Annotated in this window: 14 protein-coding genes and 1 riboswitch; of the genes, 4 read left to right on the top strand and 10 right to left on the bottom strand. The window is 70.7% G+C overall.

The window, feature by feature from the left end; genetic code table 11:
* Positions 1-13 precede the first annotated feature (13 nt).
* Positions 14-1,357: a class-II fumarase/aspartase family protein gene (locus ACY34I_RS34405; protein WP_462759331.1), complete on the bottom strand. Its 1,344-nt coding sequence runs from the start codon at positions 1,355-1,357 to the stop codon at positions 14-16.
* A gap of 617 nt (positions 1,358-1,974) precedes the next feature.
* Positions 1,975-3,057 carry a Gfo/Idh/MocA family protein gene (locus ACY34I_RS34400; RefSeq protein ID WP_462759330.1) on the bottom strand — a complete coding sequence of 361 codons (1,083 nt, stop codon included), beginning with the start codon at positions 3,055-3,057 and terminating at the stop codon, positions 1,975-1,977.
* 94 nt (positions 3,058-3,151) lie between these two features.
* On the opposite strand from ACY34I_RS34400, the gene ACY34I_RS34395 reads away from it, so the two are divergent.
* Positions 3,152-4,372 carry an extracellular solute-binding protein gene (locus tag ACY34I_RS34395; RefSeq protein ID WP_462759329.1) on the top strand — a complete coding sequence of 407 codons (1,221 nt, stop codon included), beginning with the start codon at positions 3,152-3,154 and terminating at the stop codon, positions 4,370-4,372.
* Between the two features lie 166 nt (positions 4,373-4,538).
* Here the strand turns inward: ACY34I_RS34395 and ACY34I_RS34390 are convergent, their stop codons facing one another.
* The 6 genes from ACY34I_RS34390 to ACY34I_RS34365 all read right to left on the bottom strand — a co-directional run bounded on the left by ACY34I_RS34390 (position 4,539) and on the right by ACY34I_RS34365 (position 12,209).
* Complete coding sequence (locus ACY34I_RS34390) at positions 4,539-5,567, bottom strand: LacI family DNA-binding transcriptional regulator (RefSeq protein WP_462759328.1); 1,029 nt, start codon at positions 5,565-5,567, stop codon at positions 4,539-4,541.
* Positions 5,568-5,583: 16 nt separating this feature from the next.
* Positions 5,584-6,063: a VOC family protein gene (locus ACY34I_RS34385; protein WP_462759327.1), complete on the bottom strand. Its 480-nt coding sequence runs from the start codon at positions 6,061-6,063 to the stop codon at positions 5,584-5,586.
* Entirely contained in the window at positions 6,060-7,043 is a 984-nt protein-coding gene (locus ACY34I_RS34380; protein ID WP_462759326.1) for an alpha-ketoacid dehydrogenase subunit beta, read from the bottom strand. Before ACY34I_RS34380 ends, ACY34I_RS34385 begins: the two co-directional genes overlap by 4 nt.
* Positions 7,036-7,986: a thiamine pyrophosphate-dependent dehydrogenase E1 component subunit alpha gene (locus tag ACY34I_RS34375; RefSeq protein WP_462759325.1), complete on the bottom strand. Its 951-nt coding sequence runs from the start codon at positions 7,984-7,986 to the stop codon at positions 7,036-7,038. Before ACY34I_RS34375 ends, ACY34I_RS34380 begins: the two co-directional genes overlap by 8 nt.
* 11 nt (positions 7,987-7,997) lie before the next feature.
* Positions 7,998-8,795 (bottom strand): SDR family NAD(P)-dependent oxidoreductase, encoded by a 798-nt coding sequence (locus tag ACY34I_RS34370; protein WP_462759324.1) that lies wholly within the window; start codon positions 8,793-8,795, stop codon positions 7,998-8,000.
* Between the two features lie 114 nt (positions 8,796-8,909).
* Positions 8,910-12,209 (bottom strand): glycosyl hydrolase family 95 catalytic domain-containing protein, encoded by a 3,300-nt coding sequence (locus ACY34I_RS34365; RefSeq protein ID WP_462759323.1) that lies wholly within the window; start codon positions 12,207-12,209, stop codon positions 8,910-8,912.
* 90 nt (positions 12,210-12,299) lie between these two features.
* On the opposite strand from ACY34I_RS34365, the gene ACY34I_RS34360 reads away from it, so the two are divergent.
* Both ACY34I_RS34360 and ACY34I_RS34355 read left to right on the top strand, forming a co-directional pair.
* Entirely contained in the window at positions 12,300-12,605 is a 306-nt protein-coding gene (locus tag ACY34I_RS34360; protein WP_462759322.1) for a muconolactone Delta-isomerase, read from the top strand.
* 161 nt (positions 12,606-12,766) lie between these two features.
* Entirely contained in the window at positions 12,767-13,375 is a 609-nt protein-coding gene (locus ACY34I_RS34355; RefSeq protein ID WP_462759321.1) for a GNAT family N-acetyltransferase, read from the top strand.
* A 70-nt stretch (positions 13,376-13,445) separates the two neighbouring features.
* Here the strand turns inward: ACY34I_RS34355 and ACY34I_RS34350 are convergent, their stop codons facing one another.
* Entirely contained in the window at positions 13,446-14,936 is a 1,491-nt protein-coding gene (locus ACY34I_RS34350; protein ID WP_462759320.1) for an MFS transporter, read from the bottom strand.
* 467 nt (positions 14,937-15,403) lie between these two features.
* Positions 15,404-16,360, bottom strand: a complete 957-nt coding sequence (locus ACY34I_RS34345) for an EamA family transporter (protein WP_462759319.1) — start codon at positions 16,358-16,360, stop codon at positions 15,404-15,406.
* Positions 16,361-16,439: 79 nt separating this feature from the next.
* Between ACY34I_RS34345 and ACY34I_RS34340 the strand changes: the two genes are divergently transcribed.
* Complete coding sequence (locus tag ACY34I_RS34340; protein WP_462759318.1) at positions 16,440-17,345, top strand: LysR family transcriptional regulator; 906 nt, start codon at positions 16,440-16,442, stop codon at positions 17,343-17,345.
* A 611-nt stretch (positions 17,346-17,956) separates the two neighbouring features.
* Positions 17,957-18,078, top strand: a riboswitch (SAM riboswitch).
* Positions 18,079-18,691 lie beyond the last annotated feature (613 nt).

The raw sequence follows: 18,691 nt of genomic DNA, 5'->3' as shown, positions 1-18,691 counted from the left end.
TGGCGGTCGGCGACTACGCACCCTGGGCGCGTGATCGCCAGCTGGTCAGGGCGGACGCGCACAGCCGCATGGCGTTGCCCAGGTAGTTGTCGGGCTCGGGCAGGACTGCGGCGATCCGGTCCCACAGCTCAGGGGTCACGCTGCGGCGCAGCGCTTCGGGCAGGGGAAGGTCGTCCGCGCGGGAGAGCAGGACGGCCTCGTAGACGCTCTCGTGCGCGACGTCGCGCCCGAGGTGTTCGGCGAGCGCGATCATGTACGCCTCGGCCATGATCCGGCCGCCGTCACGGGTGAGGTTGGCCCGCATGCGGTCGGGGAAGACGAGCAGGTTCTCGGCGGCCTCGCGGGCGATGTCGAGGGCCGAGGCCGCGGCGATCAGGCAGCCGGGCACCGCCCGCCACTCGACCTGCCATTCACCCGCCGCCCGCTCGTGTCCCGCCTCCAGCGCCCGCAGCATCGCATTGGCGGCGTTCTGGGCTACGACGCCGAAGCCGATGATGGCCTCGGCGGAGATCGGGTTGGACTTCTGCGGCATGGTCGACGACGCGCCACGGTACTTGCCGGTCGCCTCGGACACCTCGCCCACCTCGGTGCGGGAGAGGTCGACCACCTCGCGGGCGAACCGTACGCAAGTGCCGGCGATCATCGCCGCCGCGCTGGTCAGCTCGGCCACCCGATCGCGCGCGACGTGCCACGGCAACTCCGCGTCGGCGAGGCCGAGCCTTTTGGCGAGAGCGGCCCGGACCGCCGGGCCGTTGTCGCGCAGGGCTGCGGAGGTGCCGCCGGCGCCGTACGACGAAACGACGGCCGCTCTTGCCCGGGCGGCGGTCAATCGTTCCGCGTCGCGGGCGAGCTGGTCGAGGTAGACCGCCATCTTGAGGCCGAAAGTGGTCGGGACGGCCTGCTGAGCGTGCGTGCGGCCCGGCATGACGGAGCCCGCGTGCCGCTCGACAAGCTGGGCGATGGCGTCGCCGAACTGGCCGACCAGTTCTGCCAGCCGGTCGGCAGCGTCGCGCAGCTGGAGGGCCAGCGCGCAGTCCATGATGTCCTGGGTGGTGGCGCCGTAGTGCACCCAGGCCGCGTCGTCGTCGTCGAGCGCCGCGACGATCTGCTTGACCAGGGGCAAGATCGGATAGCCGACGTTGCGGGTCTCCTTCCAGAGCCGTTCGCGGTCGATGACGTCGAGGCGACAGGCGGTGGCGATCCGCTCGCCCCGGGCCGTGTCGATGACCCCGGCATCCGCCAGTGCGCGAGCGAACCCGGCCTCGACCACGAGCCAGTTCGAGACGACGCGCTCCTCCGAGAAAACGGCGCCCATGATGCCGTCCTCCCCGAGTTTGCCGAGCAGATCGAAGGTCATGCACAGCTCCCAGGTTTTGCTCAAACGATTGAACGTAAGCTACGGCGATGGCCACATCTAGTCAAGCGTTTGAACGCACCTGCGACTTCTTGAAATCGGGGCTTGACCTTGATGCCGCGTCAACCTTCGACCAGTTGGTGGGGCGCCTCTAACAGCTCGAGGGCCGGGACCTGCGCTCGCACGAGCGAGCAGCCCCGGCGCTGGTCTTCCTCGACGGTGGCTCGGGGCGTCTGAACAGCCGGTTCACCAGCGGCGTGGTCTACGACCGGGCGGGCAGGGGCTGGAGCGGGCCGTCCCCGTGCCCCGCGGCGCCCACGGACGTCGCGGTCGAGCTGCGCGACCTGATCATGTTCACCGCGTTGGGCCCGGGCCTGAGCGTGGCGATGGCGCTGCCGGAGAGAGAAGTGCGCGCACATCCGGAGGCCAAGCGGGCCGTGTTCGGGCCGGCGCGCGGGCACGTGGCGGTGCAGAGCCGGGCGCGTCCGCAGGGGACGCAAGCAGCGGCTGCTGCCCGACGCCACGCACAGTTGGCATGCGCATCGAGGCCGCGGACAAGGTGGAGCGCGGGATCCGCGGCATGCTCGCGAAGATCTAAGCCCCGCTCCCGGCTACGGGCCTCACCAGGTCAGGCGGGTGACCTCGCCGGTCCGGATCGACTCGTAGCCGGCCTCGACCAGGGTGAGGGTGCGCAACGCATCCGCTCCCTGGGTCGGGGCCGGGCCGTTGCCGGCGAGTTGGCCCAGCAGGGCCCGCATCGGGCCCGCGAACGCGTCCGGGATCCACCGGGTGGTCACCGGGTACGGGAGCCACCCGTCGGTCGGCAGCACGGCGCTGCGCACTTCGACGGTGTCCGGGCGGCCGTGCGGGTAGTCGAGAAGCAGGCCGATGCTCCCCCGCACCGAGCCCTGCGAACCATCCAGCCGGAACGTGGCCGACGGGTCGCCGGTGACGTTCTCGTGGTTGACGTTGACCAGGGCGCGCGTGCCGGACGGGAGGGTCATCGTCGTGATCGAGCGGGTCTCGCCGGCCGGCACCTGGCCCGGCCGCCGGCCGGCGACGCAGTAGAGGGTGTCCGGGTCGCCGAGCAGCGACCGTACGGTGTCGAAGTAGTGGATCGAGTGGTACATCAGGTCGAGCCGCTCGCTGTGCACGAGCCAGCCCCACGCCGAGAAGTCGGTGGTGATGTTGACGTCGATCGTCAGCGCCGTCACCTCGCCCAGCCAGCCCGCCTCGGCGATGGCGCGGGTCGCGGCGATGCCCTCGCCGTAGCGCATCTGCTGGTTGACCACCAGCGCCGAGCCGGCGGCGTCGGCCGCGGCCACCAGGTCCCGACCCAGCGTGGTATCGACCGCGATCGGCTTCTGCGCGAGGACGTGCCGGCCCGTGGCGAAGGCGCGCTTGGCGATCTCCGGCTGGGCGTCCGGCACGACCGCGATGTCGAGCACCTCCACGCTGTCGTCCTCGAGCACCTCGTCGAGGCTGTCGTAGACCCGCGGGAGCCCGAACCGCGCGGCAAGCTTCTCGGCCCGGGTGCGGTCGAGGTCGACGATCCCTCGGATGGGCAGGCCGGCCCGCTGGTACGCCGGCAGGTGCGCCACCTCGACGATGGCGCCGGCGCCGACGATCGCGATGCCGCGGTGGTGCTCCTGGGGGATGGTGAGGTCGCAGGCCTGCGCGATCGGCCGAAGCGCGTCGATCATCAAGTCTCCTGGGTACGAGGGGCTTCCCCCATCAGACCACCGCTGCTATACATAGTCAATCGTTTGAACGCTGCTCCGGAAGGTTGGTGGTCCCGTGTCCGCGCCCGATCCCCTGGTCGTCGTCGGCCGCGAGTTCGACGGCTTCCACCGGTCGTTGACCACCCAGCTGGCCACGCTGTCCGACCTGCCGGCCCGGTACGAGCTGCTGGAGATCTCCGAGCTGCAGACCCGGCTGATCGACGGTGATGCCGCCACCTCGGGCGCGTACGACGTGCTCATGGTCGTCACCGACTGGCTGCCGAGCCTGATCGAGAGCGGCAAGGTGCTCCCCCTGGACGGCCACTTCGCCAGCGCAGCGCCGGACGGCTGGCCGGACCAGTGGGTGCCGGCCCTGCGCGAGTTGCAGACCGGAGCCGACGGACGGACGTACGGCGTCGCCTACCACGACGGCCCGATGCTGTTCATCTACCGCACCGACCTCTACGGCGACCCGGCCGAGCAAGCCGGCTTCGCGGAGCGGTTCGGCTACCCGCTGGCGGTACCGGAGACCTGGGACCAGTACCGCGACCAGGCCGTCTGGTTCACCCGCCCGGAGCGCGGCCTGTACGGCACGGTGCTGGCGGGCTTCCCCGACGAGCACAACAATGTGTACGACTTCCTGATGCACCTGTGGAGCCGCGGCGGCGAGCTGGTCACCGCGGACGGCCGCTCGGGCCTCGACAGCGGCAGCGCCCGCGCGGCAATCGATTTCATCGACGACCTCTGGCACGGCAGCCGGGTCGTGGACCCCGCGGCGGCGGGCTGGGACAGCGTCGAGTCCGGTGTCCGCTTCGCCGCCGGCGCGGGCGCCATGATGGTCAACTGGTGCGGTTTCGCGTCGCTCTCGGCCCCGCTCGACTCACCCACGCACGGCCTGGTCGGCTGCGCCCCGGTGCCGGGCGCCGCGTCCCGGGTGACGATGAACGCCTACTGGGTGCTCGCGGTGCCGGCCGGGGCCAAGGATCCCGAGCGCTCCGCCGAACTGATCCGCCGCCTGACGACGAAGGAGATGGACGTGGTCACCGCGCAGTCGGGCGGGTCGGCGACCCGGCTCGACTCGTGGGCGGACCCACGGGTCTCAATGCTGGCGCCGTACTACGGGGTGCTCGCCGACGCGCACCGCGACTCGCGCTCGGTCCCGGTGGACCCGCGCTGGCCCGAGATGGCGCTGATCCTCAACGAGATGATGATCCGGGTCATCGAACAGCGCGCGGGCCACGCGGCCCTGGCCGAGGCGCACGAGCGGCTCGGGACGCTGCTCGACAAGCGGCCCTGATCCCGCAGTCGATACACGAGCAGCCCCGGGCTACCGACCCACACATGCCGCCGACTGCACCAGGGCAGCCGTCGGGCGAGAGAAACCCTGGGGGATGGTGCGCCAGACACCCGACGCCGGCCCAGGTGCAGGGCCGGCTCGGCACGCCGCCTACCGGCCTGCCCGGTCACTGGGTCCCGGCGGTCGAGTCGCGCAGGACGAGGGTGAAATCGTCGCTCAGGACCTGTTCCACGGCGGCATCCGGCGGGTTGTCGAGCAACTCGCGAACCGCAGTCGCGCCCAGCTTGCGAAGCGGCATCCGGACCGTCGTGAGGGCCGGCATCACGTGTGAGGCGAGCTCGGTGTCGTGCGTGGTGACCACCGAGACGTCACTCGGCACCGACAGGCCGCGGCCGGCCAGTTCGTGCAGGACGCCCACGGCCGCCGCCACGTTGGCGACGTAGATCGCGGTCGGGCGGCGGCGAGCCGACAACAGTTTGGCCGCGGCCTCGGCGCCGCCGTCCATCGTGTACTCGCCCATCACGATCCGGGACGCCGGCGCGCGCAGGCCGTGGGCTGCCATCGCCGCCGTGAAGCCCTTCAGGCGGCGCTGTGCGGTGTCGGCTGCCTTCGGGCCGGCGATGTGGGCGATCTCGGTGTGGCCCCGGTCGACCAGGTGGTCGACCGCCATCCCGGCCGCCTTCGCGTCGTCGAGGATCACGTAGCGGTGGCTGTTGCGGTCGCGGCGGTTGACCAGCAGCCATGGGATGTCGAAGCCGTCGAGGATGCGCTGCTCCTGCGCGGAGGGCGCACCGCCGGCGATGAGCAGGCCGTCGACCCGGCCGTTGCCGAGCAGGTCGAGGTATTGCGCCGGCGAGGTCGCGCCGCTCGCCGAGCCGGTGACCAGGACATGTCCGCTGGAGAGGGCGGCGGCCTCGGCGCCGGCGATGATCTGCGCGTACACCGGGTTGCTGAAATCCGGGATGACCAGACCGAGGATTCCTGTTTTGGCGGTGCGCAGGGAGCGCGCGCTCAGGTTCGGCCGGTAGCCCAGCTCCGTGATCGCGGCCTCGACCCGGACTCGCGTTTCCGGCCTGATCAGCAGCGTCGGGTCGCGATTGACCACCCGCGAGACGATCGCTTTGTCGACACCCGCGGCGGCGGCCACGTCGACGAGCGTCACGCGCTTCGTACCAGCGCGTTGGTCTTGCGTCACGGGTGTCTCCTTCAGATCACGGGATCCGGCCGGCCGGTGGCTGGACCAGTTCGAGGGTGATGTCGTCTGGGTCTAGGAAATAGCATGTGTAGCCGCCCCGGTTCACCCCCGCGGTGATTTCCTGTGGATGACTGACGAAAACCACGCCAAGATCGCTAAGCCGCCGATGCTCGGCGAGGGCGTCCGACACGCAGAACGCGAGGTGTGCCGCGCCTGGGCGGTGCCGCTCGGGCCCGAAGGGCTCACCGCGCGGCACCACGTACTCGACCAGCTCCAGGTCATGTGTGGAATTCGAGCGGTCCTGGCCCGGGATGGCGAGCTGGGCGACCCGCAGCTCGGCGTCCGGATAGCCGACCAGCCGGCGGGTGTACTCATTGGACTGCACCTGCCGGTGCACCAGAGTCATCCCCAACACGTCACGATAGAACGCGACGCTCCGGTCGATGTCGGCGACCGTGAAGCTGAAGTGCCACATGCCGCGGAGCGCGCCGCTCATCGGCCGACCACCGCGCGCAGGCCATTGACGATGTCGTCCTCCTGCGGCAGTACGGCGGCCGCGAGGCCGACCGCGGCCGGGATCCGGCTGTCCCGGGCGCCGATCCGGCGCGGTGGGCTGTGCAGCGCGGCGCCGCTCTCCACGACCCGGGCCACGACCTCGGCGCCGAACCCCCCGGTCGTGTTGGCTTCGTGCACGACCACGAGCCGGCCGGTGCGCTCCACGCTCGCGGCGACCGCCGCATGGTCGAAGGGGTTGAGCCAGACTGCCTCGATGACCTCGGCGTCGATGCCCTCGGCGGCGAGCCGGTCGGCACTGGCCAGCACACGGCTGGTGATGGCACCCCAGGTGACGACCGTGACGTCGGCGCCCGCGCGACGCAGCCGGTGACCACCGATCGGCTCCGGCGCGCCGCCGACCTCGATCTCCGCCTTTGGCCCGGCGTACAGCGTGCGGTTCTCGATCACGACCACCGGGTCGTCACAGGCCACCGCGGAGCGCAACACGTCGTACGCGTCCTGCGGCGTCGAGGTGATGGCGACCCGGATGCCGGGGATGTGCAGCAGCAGCGCCTCCAGGTTCTGCGAGTGCTGGGCACATGCGCCCGGCGCGTTGCCCTGCTGCGTGCGGATCGTCAGCGGCGCCGTCAACCGGCCCTCGGACACGTAGCGGACGTTGGAGGCCTGGTTCACGATCTGGTCGAACGCGACGAACATGAAGTCCATCCACATGATCTCCACGATCGGCCGCCGGCCCATCATCGCGGAGCCGATTGCGGCGCCCAACATCGCGGTCTCGGAGATCGGTGTGTCGAAGACCCGGTTGCCGAACGCCTTGTGCAGGCCGCGGGTCACGCCGAAGACGCCGCCGGGCAGGGCCACATCCTCGCCGAAGAGGATCGCCTCCGGGTAGTCCTCGAGGGACCGGGCGAGGGCGGCGTTGACGGCGCCGCCGTAGTTGAGCTTGACGGTCTCACGCATAGAGGTGCTCCAGGGCGGTCGCGGGGTCGGCGGCGGAAGCGGCGAGGGCGCGGCGGGTGGCATCGTCGATCTCCGCGACGGCCCGACGGCGTACGGCGTCGACCGCACCGGCGGAGACTCCCGCCGCGATGAGCTGATCGGTCAAACGTGCGATCGGCTCGGCGGCGGTGTCGGCCTCCAGTTCGCCGGCCGGGCGGTACTGCTGCGCGTCGCCGATATAGTGCCCGACGATCCGGCGGGTGTGCGCCTCGATGAAGGTCGGGCCGAGGCCGTGCCGGGCGGTCTGGATCGCGAGCGATGTCGCGGCGGCCACCTCGGCCGGGTCGTTGCCGTCGACCCGGGTGGCCGGGATGCCCAGGGCATCGGCCCGGGCGGAGAGGTCGGGGTTGCGGACCATGTCGTTGATCGGCGTCAGCTCGGAGTACTTGTTGTTCTCGCAGACGAAGATCACCGGAAGGTTCATCGCGGCGGCGAGGTTCATCGCCTCGGGCACGGCGCCCTGGTTCATCGCGCCGTCGCCGAACACCGTGACGACGACCCGGCCGCTCTTGTCAAAAGTGCTGGCGAGGGCGGCGCCGGTGGCGATCGGGGCGCCGGCGCCGACGATCGAGTTCTCGCCGTAGAAGCCGTACTCGGGGGCGGAGAAGTGGGCCGAGCCGCCGCGGCCACCGTTCACGCCTGTCGTGCGGGCGAGCAGTTCGGCGAGGATCGGGTACGCGGGTACGCCGCGCGCCATCGCCCAGCCGTGCCCGCGGTACGTGGCGAAGACGGCGTCCTGCTTGCGCAGCTGGCCGCAGACGCCGACCGCCACCGCCTCCTGGCCGTTGCAGAGATGGACGGAGCCGACGACGTCGCCGGCGAGGCGCAGTTCGAGGATCTTCTCCTCCAGCGCACGGATGCGCCACATGGCGTACAGGTGAGCCAGGTGGTCGTCGATTGTCATCGGTGCTCCGTTCAATCCATTTCCAGGCCGCCGTCGACGTTGACGGCCTGTCCCGTGATGTAGGCGGCGAGGTCGCTGGCGAGGAAGGCCACGACATCGGCGAGCTCCTCGACCTTGCCAAGGCGGGCGAGGGGGGTCTTAGCGGTGACCTCGTCGAGGTAGCGCTGGCCGGCGCCGGCCCCGTACTCGCGGTCGCGGTCCTCGACGATGCCGCGCCACATGTCGGTGAAGAAGACGCCCGGACAGACCGCGTTCACGCGGACCTTTGGCGCGTACGCCAGCGCGGCGGACTTGGTCAACGAAAGCAGTGCGGTCTTGCTAGCCGCGTACGCGGGCGCGGCGGGCCGGCCCGAGCGGGCGGCGACGGAGGCGATGTTGACGACGGAGCCGCCATGTTCGGCCATCAGCCCGCAGGCGGCCTGGGTGGTGTGGAAGACGCCGGTCAGGTTGATGTCGATGACCCGCTGCCACTCCTCCGGGGTGACCTCGGCCATCGGCTTGGTCTGCATGACGCCGGTGGCGTTGATCAGGGTGTCGAGCCGGCCGGCGATCGCGTGCGCCCGGTGCGGCAACTCCCGGCAGGTCGCCACGTCGGCGAGGTCGACCCCGGTAGCCTCAACCCGCCCGCCGCCAGCGGCGCGCACTTCGGCGGCGACCCGCTCGAGCCGCTCGCCGGGCAGGTCGGCCAGCACGACGGAGCCGCCGGCCGCGAGGTAGGCGCGGGCGCAGGCCGAACCCAAGCCGCCGGCGCCGCCGGTGACCAGCGCCCACCGGCCCGTGAAGTCGATGCGCGGCGCGCGCTCGTCCATATCCCGTACCCCGTTCAATCGTTTGAATCTGAGGCTAGAGGGCAGTGCCGCCCACGTCAAACCCCGGGTGGGACCGGCCGGCGGCCCGGCCGGCCGGCCCCGTGGAGCGGTTCCTTACCCGGCGGGTTCGCCGACGAAGGTCAGGTAGCTCGAGTCACCCCGGCCCGAGATGCCCGTGTTGGGCCCCAGGACGAGCTTGCCGGCCGGTGCGTCCTTCTTGAAGACGACCATGTCCGCGTCCTGGCGGTCCACGGGGATGTCCCACTGCGCCAGGTCACCCGTGAAGTCCTCACGGAACAGCGAAGCACCGTCGGGCGACGACACCGCGATGCTGTCGTACTCGCCGACGTCGCTGCCGCCGAGGTTGACGCCCACCCGTCCCCGGGCGAACGTGTTGTCGATTCGGTCGTCCACCAGCTTGCCGTCGATGAACGTACGCAGGTGGTTGCCGATCGCCTCGATGCGCAGCGTGTACTCGTTGCCGGCGCCCGGCCCGATCGGGATGACCGAGCCGATCAGCGTCGAGCGGCCGTTGACGACCGTGCTCATCCGCAGCTGGCCGAGGCCGCCCGGGCTGCCCAGCGGGCCGCCGATGTTCCACACGTACCCGTTGCTGCGGTCCGTGGCCCGGAACATGATGCTCGCGCCGACCTGGATCTGCTTGACCTTCGCCTCGATGATCTGGTCACCCCAGTCGGCCCCGGCGCGGGACAGCGTCGCCCCGCCCCCCGAGGCGCGCAGCCGGTCGCCGTCGACGATCTCGACGCGGCGCTGGAACTCGTGCTTGCCGACGGTCAGGTCGGTGCGCGTGAAGCCCTGCGCCTCGAGCCACGACGGCCACCAGGTGCCCTCGCCGCGCTTGTCGAACGCAACGTACACCGGCGCCGGCTTGGCCAGGTCGAGCGTCAGGTAGTCGGTCGGGGTGTTGCGCGACGCGTCGCCGTTGGCACCCCGGATCATCGTCGTGCCGTTGAGCTCCGTCGGCAGTGACGTGACGGTGTCGCTGCGGTCGACGTACGCCGCCACGCCCGGGCGGGCGGTGACGAGCGGGTGGAGCTTGTCGGGCGCGACCACCGACACGTTGGCGTCGCGGATCTGCGGCGTCGTCGCCGGGACACCCAGGGTCTGGGTGCCCAGACGCTTGACCGCGCTCGCCGCCCGCCCGCCGATCGCCTCGTAGCGGAACGAACGACCGGCCCGCTCCAGTGTGTACGACTGTCCGGCCGCGACCGGCACCGTCAGCACACCCTTGCCGTGCGCCACGATCTTGCCCCGGCCGTCGACGACCTGTACGGCGTCGTCGTGCCACGGATTCTGAATCCGGATCGTGTCGTTCGAACCGGCCTGGATGCCGACCACGTTCGGCGAGCCGTCGGTGACCTGGGTGCTGATCCTGTGACCGCCGGCGATCACGACCGAACCCTCGACCGTCCAGCCGGCCGGGATCGCGGACGCGATCCGCATCGTGCCGGCGTTCGATTGAACGAGCGCGTCCTGCAGGGCGTTGGCGACGACGGCGTTCCACGAGCTGTACATGTTGTGGATCGACGCCGGGTCGTCGTTGCGGCCGTGCCCGGTGAAGCCATTCGGGTACTTCTGCAGATCCGCGGTGCCCTGGATGAGCAGGCGCCGCATGTCGTCGGCGCGGCCGAGGTCGGCGGCCCAGATCGGCGACTCGTCCCACTCGCGGGTCAGCGGGAAGCCCCGCTGTGCGAAGGTGTCCTGCATGACCGCGTCGTCGGGCCCGACCAGGCCCCACGGTGCCAGCGGCTCCAGGTCGGCGTTCTGCGTGTTCTTGGCCGGCTCGGTGCTCGCCGACCAGGCGTACACCTGCTTGCCGTTGCGGGTCGTGGTGGGCAGCGCCGGTAGTTGGGTGACCGCCGTGCGGAGCTTGCCGGCCAGGTCGGCGTCACCGCGGGTGGCGGCGAGGTCGGCGATGACCGGGAACATGACCGTCATGCCGGCGACGTCCGGCGTTGGGTCCGTGGCGTCCCACTGGGTCTCGAACGAGTTGACGTGCTCCAGGTGCAGCTTTCCGTCAGTGCCCGGCTTGAGCTGCGAGAGGTAGAAGCGCGCGACCTCGCTCATCAGGGGGTAGCCCTGGTCGAGCACAGCTTTGTCCTGGGTGAACTCGTACTGGCGCCACAGGTCGTGCGAGACCTCGAGACCGCCGGTGAGGATCGCGTTCGTCCATGTCGGGCCCACGTCGGCGACGCAGCCGTCGGGCGTGCCGTCGAAGCGCAGCAGCTCGGGTACGCACACGCCGTCGGCGCCCGGCCAGTGGCTCTGCGTCCAGGCCTTCATCTCGTCGAGGTGCGACGTGTAGAGGTTGAGATACGGCGCGTTGAAGCTCGCCGTGCCTGCGCCGTAGTTCGCGTTCACCTGCTGGCGCAGGTTGAAGTGGAACCAGGTCGACGGCGAGACCGGGGTGTCCGGCCACGGGTAGAGCATGTTGGCCGCGCCCGCCTGCCCGGTCGGCAGGTCGTTGCGCTGGGTCGCGGCGGTCGTGTAGAGCTGCTGGGCGCGCAACGCCTCGAAGTACTCACCGGTGCCGTCCGGCGAGGTGATCTTCATCGGCATGGCCTGCTTCCAGAACGCGTGCCACCAGTTCAGGTGCGCGGTGTCGACCCGCTCGTCGATCACACCGGCGACCGCCTGGCGGCTGGCCGCGGCGATGTCACCACCGGTGTACGCGGGCGCGCCCACGACGATCCGGTAGCTGCCGTTGGCCTGCGGCTTGAAGGTCAGCCGCACGGTGTCGCTATCGATCACACTGGCCCGTACGTCACGCGCGTCCGCGGTAATGGCGGCGACGGCGCCAGTGGTTCCGCCGGAACGGGAATCGGTGAAGGTCTCCGCCAGGGCGCCAATGGCGCCCTCCGCGTACGTGGCGGGCTTGCGCCCGTCCCACAGGTTGAGGTCGGCGGTCTGCTCCTTGCCGGGCTTGGCGCCGGTGACCTCCAGCACGAGCTGGTCGCGGTCGGCCCGGACAAATGTCCGCGCTGACATGCCGCGCCCGCTCTGCTCGAGTACGGCGTCGCCGATGTTGAGCCGGCCCTTGTAGTTGGGCGCGCTGGCGAGGTCGAAGAGCCCGGGCACGACCAGCCGGCCGGCCGACTTCAGGTCGGGGAACGTGTCGTTGCGGTTGAGCTGTGCGGTGAAGCCGTCCTGGGACCAGACCGCCGCGCCGAGCCGGCCGTTGCCGAGCGGCATGCTCTGGTAGTCCCGCCAGGCCGGGCCATCGAGTACGAGATCGGAGCGGGACGCCACATCGGCGGTGTCAACCTGCAACGCGCCGTCCCGCCAGGCCGACGTGACCTTGTGGTCAGCCGGCGCGGCCCGCGCGGCCGGAGCGACGGCCACCAGGGCCCCCGCCACCGCCACCGAGACCGCCACCGTGAACGCCTTGCCCATCGGACCACCATCCTCCTGGTCAAACGTTTGACTGGGTGATGCTAATCTGCGGATTGTTGCGGGTCAATCGTTTGACTGGAGGTCGTCGCCATGATGGAGTTCCTGACGCAGGCGACCGTGTCCCCACCGGCGGGGATCACCGCGGACGAGCTCGACGACCTCAAGCGCCGCGAGGCGGCGCGGGCCGCGGAGCTGGCGGCGGAGGGCCGGCTGGTCCGCGCCTGGCGGCCACACGCGGCGGCCGGTTGGGCCAACATCTGCCTGTGGCGGGCGGCGGACGAGCAGGACCTGCGGCAGACCCTGGCCACCCTGCCGTTCTTCCCGCACATGACCATCGAGGTGCGACAGCTGGACCCGCACCCGAACGATCCTCAGCCGTTAAGTAGCCTCTCCTGACTTGGCCGAGGTGGGGTGAAGATGGCGTAGGAGCAGCCGGAATCGGTTTTGGCACCCTACGGCCTGCCAGCAGCTCCGCTACCAGCCGGCTCTTGCCGATGCCCGCCTCACCCTCGATCGACACCATCGCCGGCAGCTCGCTGGCTGACACAATTGATCACATGTCAACCGCCACGCGGCCAGGTCTCGGCGTCATCCTCGACGGCTCCGTCGTGCGTCTTCGTGCTCTCACGGAGGCCGATCTACCTGCGCTCTTCGACGCGATCGGTCATGCAGATGTCTTCGCAGGCGGCTGGGGTGGTGGCATGGCGGCCTACCGCGACACCTACGAAGAATGGGCCGACTTCGTGCGGGCATGGCTGCCCTGGGGTGTCGGGAACGTTTATGCCGTCTGCCTGCGTAAGGAGAACGACGCGGTGGTGGGCACGACAACCCTCGGAGACTTCGACCTAAAGAACGAATCCGCGCACATCGGATGGACCGCGTACTCGCCGCGAGTCTGGGGCTCAGGCGTGAACGTCGACGCGAAGCATCAGCTGCTGTCGGCAGTCTTCGCACACGGCTTCGAGCGAGTACGCTTCGAAGCCGACGTGCTCAATGCCCGTTCACGAGCGGCGATTGAGCGACTTGGAGCGCACCCGGAAGGCGTGCTTCGTCATGTACAACGTCGAGCCGACGGAACATGGAGAGATACAGCTGTCTACTCAATCCTGCGCAGGGAATGGCCGGACGTAGAAGCTGGTTTGAAAGCACGGCTTGGGCTCATCTGACAGTCGCACGAGTCGAGTCACTCATCAAGTTCACGACGGGCTGCCGCGGGAGCGCTTCGCGGCGGCATGGCTAGCCCATGTGCACGGCGCCGCCGGCGGGGACGTCCTGCCGGCGGACCTTGATCAGGATCAGGGTCGTCAGGCCAGAGAGCAGGATCAACCCGGCGCCCCAGGCGAAGGCCACCGAGTACCCGTGGACCAGCGCCCTGACCTGGGTGGCGGGGTCCGGTACCCGGGTCGCGAGGTACCCGGTCACCGCGCTGGTGTACACCGTGTTGAGCAGCGCCGTGCCGAGCGAGCCGCCGACCTGCTGGGTGGCGTTCAGCGTGGCGCTGGCGGCGCCCGCGTCGTGCTCGGGCACCGCGTACAGGGCGAGGCTGGACAGTGGCACGAACGTGAAGCCGAGCCCCAGACCGAGGACGACCTGGGCGGGCAGCAGGTGGGTGACGAACGAGGTGTGCACGTCGATCTGGGTGAGCACGAGCATGCCCACCGCCGCGAGCGCCGCGCCGCCCAGCATCAGCGGCTTCGCGCCGACGCGGGGCAGCAGCTGGCTGGCGCCACCCGCGGCGAGCAGCACGCCGGCGGTCACCGGCAGCGAGGCCAGGCCGGCCTCCAGCGGCGTGTACCGCAGCACCACCTGGAAGTAGAAGGTCAGGAAGAGGAATGCGCCGAAGAGGCCAGCGCCGATCAGCGTGGAGGCGAGGTACGCCCCGCCGCGGTTGCGGTCCAGCAGGATCCGCATCGGCAGCAGCGGGTGCCTGGAGCGCAGCTCGATCAGCACGAACGTGGCGAGCAGCGCGACGCCCACCACGATGAACGTGATCGTCGCGGTGGCGTCCCAGCCGTGCCTGGCGGCCCGGGTGAACCCGTACACCAGGCTCACCAGGCCGGCGGTGACCACCAGCGCGCCGGGCACGTCGTACCGGGTGTCGCCGTGGGCCCGGCTCTCCGGCACCAGCGGGATCGCGGCGGCCAGCGCCACGGCGGCGATCGGGATGTTGACCAGCAGGCACCATCGCCAGTCGGCGTACTCGGTGAGCACGCCGCCGAGCAGCAGGCCGACGGCGGACCCGCCACCGGCGATCGCGCCGTAGACGGCAAAGGCCTTGGCCCGCTCCCGCGACTCAGTGAACAGCACGGTGAGCAGCGCGAGCGAGGCCGGGGCGAGGAGCGCGCCGAACGCGCCCTGCAACGCGCGCGCGGCGAAGAGCATCCCGCCGCTGGTGGCCAGCCCGCCGACGGCCGAGGCGAGTGCGAAGCCCGCCATACCGACCAGGAAGGCCCGCTTGCGGCCCCAGTAGTCGGCGATCCGGCCGCCGAGCAGCAGTAGGCCGCCAAAAGTCAGCGTGTACGCCGTGACCACCCACTGCCGGTCGGCGTCGGTGATCGCCAGGTCGGCCTGGGCCTGAGGAAGCGCGATGTTCACGATTGTGGCATCCAGCACCACCATCAGCTGGGAGACCGCGATGACCGCGAGCGCGACCCAACGCCGCGGGTGCGCCGCTGCCGCCGCTTCCGTGTCGGGCGAGCCGGGGTCGGTGGAGGTGGTTCCGGGCATGGGGCGGCCTCCGTGAAGACTCGTTGCCGGCGGTGTACGTCGGGACGGTCAGGCGGGGCGTGGAGCGACGACCTGGGCCAGGAAGGCCTCATCGTTCGGGCGGGGACAGGCGAGGGCCTGGGATGTGACCGGCGCGAAACCGTGTCACATCCCACGGTAGGTGGCGGGATCCGTCCGCGTAGCGGCTTCGGATTTCCTCCGCGACGGGATCGGCGCCCAGCATCACCCGGCGGTTGATGGAGCGGTTCGCGCCGCAGGGCTCTGCGCTCAGCGAGTACGAGCGTCACAGCACGCTGATCACGTGGAGTTTGCTCGTTGAAGACTAGGACGACGGCTGGCCAGGCCGGTCGGGCCTCTACCGCCGCACTCCTTCGCGACAATCTCGGGGCGGATTGATCAAGAGACGTGTGGGAGTGACGCCGCGGCAGACATCTGGACCATTCCCGCGGCTCCGACTATGGCGATCTTCATCGGGTTGCCCCTTCCTGTACGAGCTGCGCGCCCCCGCGGCGGGGGCGGGCGGGCGCGGGAAGCTGTCCCGCGACGATTGCGGCTAGTGAGAGCCCGAACCCGAGAAGCTCGATCGGGCCGAGCGTCTGATCGAGCAGGACGGCGCCGAGCAACGCGGCGACCAGCGGCGAGAGCAGACCGAGAACCGCGACGGAGGTCACGGGTAGCGCGGTGACGCCGCGGAACCACAGGACATACGCCGCCAGACCGCCGACCAGGCCCAGCCAGAGGTAGCCGAGAGCGGCGGGCGGGTCGACCACTGGTGGCGGCCCCTCGACGAGGAAGGTGACGGGCGCCAGGAAGATCCCGCCGGCGCTGAGCTGCCAGCCGGCGAAGGCCGTGGGACTCACCCCGGCGGGACGCCCCCAGCGCTTGGTCAGCGTCACTCCGAGCGCCATCGTGGCCGCGCCACCGAGGCCGGCCACGATCCCCACGACGTCGAGCGCGGCGTCCGGTCCGATCACCACCAGGCCGACGCCCAGCACCCCGGCCACGCCCCAGACGGTGCGCCAGACGGAAAGTCCCTGCCGCAGGACGGTTGCGGCCAGGACGGCGACGACGAGCGGCTGCACCGCGCCAAGGGTCGCCGCGACGCCTCCCGGCAGCCGCTCGGCCGCGACGAAGAGCAGCGGGAAGAAGAGTCCGATGTTCAGCACGCCGAGCGCGGCCGCTTTTCCCCACCACGCCCCTTTCGGCAGCGTACGGGTGACCGCCAGCGCCACCAGACCGGCGGGCAACGCGCGCAGGAGCCCCGCGAACAGAGGGTGGCCCGGCGGAAGAAGCTCGGTGGTGACGACGTAGGTGGTACCCCATGCCAGCGGGGCGAGCGCTGTCAAGGCAGTGCGCGGCAGGTTGCTGGGGAGAGCATTGCCGCCGGCCCCGTCGGGGAGCCTGTCCGCTCCGGAACTTGTCATACCGGAAGTCTCATCGCGTAGCTATCAATGAGTCCAACACATGTTTGTCATCCCATCGATCTACGGAGAAGATGGATCAATGGACCTCCAACAGATGCGCTACGTCCTCGCCGTCGCCGAGACGAGCAGTTTCACCCGGGCCGCCCAACGGTGCCTGGTGGTCCAGTCCGCGCTGAGCCACCAGATTGCGCGCCTGGAACGGGAACTCGGCGCGAGGCTCTTCGAGCGGACCAGCCGCCGCGTGCGACTGACCCCGGCGGGTGCGGCGTTCCTCCCCGCCGCCCGCCAGTGCCTGGACGCCGCCGAACGCGCGGCCGCCGAGGTCGCGGCGGCGGTGGGAGAGGTACGGGGACGACTGACGGTGGGCCTTATCCCCACGGTCGCGGCCGTCGACATCCCGGCCACGCTTCGCGCGTTCCGGGAGCGGTACCCACACGTACGCGTCGGCCTGCGCGTCGGCGCGAGCGACGAACTCGTGGAGCAGGTCAAGCAGGGCGTCATCGACGTGGCGTTCCTGGGGCTACCGGCAACGGCTCAACCGAAGGGCGTAGACGTGCACGAACTCGCCCGGGACCGGCTCGTCGCCGTGGTCGCCCCGGAACATCCGCTCGCGCAGGAACCGACAGTCGACCTCCACCGGCTCGCTGCCGAGGTCTTCGTCGACTTTCCGGTCGGGAGCGCCGGGCGGGCCCAGACCGATCAGGCATTCTCCGCCGCCGACCTCGCCCGCGACGTCGCGTTCGAGGTGACCGCCGCCGACCTGATGGCTGAGCTCGTCGCCGCGGGCCTCGGCGTCGCCATGCTCCCCTCCACCTACGTGCCACGGCTCACCGGCGTGGCCGCCATCGAGGTCGCCGATGCGCCGGCCCGGATCGAACACCTCGTCTGGAGCCGCCTGGGCCGGACGCCTGCGGTCAACGCTTTTCTCGCTGTTCTGAAGATCCCGATCGGGGCCGCCCCGGAGCGGCAGCGACCAGGCCCGTGAGCCGAGCGCGGCCCGCGGTCCCGGAAGTCGATCGGCGAGTACGAGGCCAGCTACCGAGCGTGATTGGTATCGGTCGCCGCTCGCAGGGCCCCGCCCGTGGCGGTGCCGAGCTCGGGCAGCAGCAGACCGACCGGTTCGTCGGGGTCGGCGTCGCCGTCATTGACGAGCTGGGCCAGCAGCAGAGCGATAGCCGACTTGATGTTCGGCTGTGCGCTGATCGGCCCGCGCCTGGTGCGCCTGACCAGCGCCGCGCTGGCACCGCTGCTGCACCTGTTCCGGATCAGCGGCTATCTGGCCACGGCGAACACCCGGGGCGAACTCGCGCCGGCTGAGCGGCGCAGTGCTCCCGCTGGCGCTGGGCGCGGCGATGGCCCTGACGCAGCTGTCCACCCTGTCGACGGCGACGGTCGCGGCGCACCAGCAGGCGGCGGCTGGCGTCGTGGCGGACTACGTCCTGACCACCGACGCGACCGGCCTGTCGCCCGAGTTGGCGAACTCCGGGCGCCGGGTGCCCGCAGGCGCAGCGGCTGCGACCGGGGCCGCCAGGCGAGGCCGGCGCGATGGGGACCTTGCAGTTGTTGGCCCGCGTCCCACAGTTATGCTTTGGCTCAGGTCACGAGTGCCAGCGTGAAGCCCCGGCTTGCTGGCCGGCAACCCTCGTCGAGGTTCGCGGTGGGGTGCCCCGGGTGATGACCGGGCCCAGCCCGATCCGCGTGCTGGGCAAGCGCGGACCCCATCCCTGTCACCTCGGGGTCCCTGGACTGCCGGAGGCCTGACATGACCCATACACGCGCAGCCCTGCCCCTCCGGGCCGAACGCGGATCGACGCCAGGATCACCGTACGAGCTGCTCGCCGGGCTCGATAGACCAGGTGAGGTCGACGTTGACCACGCCGCCTCCGCGCCCTGGGCCTGCAATGCTGCGGGCGTCGAACTGCTGCGGCCGTACCCCAGCGGGTACCGGGGTGCCGCGCTCATCACAGGCACCCGCGCGTCCGTCGTCGTAAACCGCGCAACCTGTTGGTTCGGCCCGCCGGAGTCGTCTCGGTATCGGCGCCCCTCTCCCCCACCCCGCCGGTAGGAGCGCTCGCTACCGCGCGGCGGGAGGCGCATCACACAGGTACCGGCGCTGCAGCCGGTCGGTACTGGTGACGGGTACCGGCCCGAGCAACTCCACCAGGGAGTGCCGGCCAGGGACTCCCCGGGCGGCCTCGGCAACCGATCGCCGAACCGCCTTCGCCACTTCTTCTCGGCAATGAAGAACGGGTCCACCAAGCGGCGTCTTCATGATCAATCAGGCTCCCGTTGACCAGGGCACAGATCAAGTGTGGCTGCCGTGGGACGGGC

The organism is Micromonospora sp. RTBAU3-60 (assembly GCF_054963695.1).
Note: the sequence above shows the minus strand (reverse complement) of the source record. Positions and strands in the feature narration are given on the sequence as shown.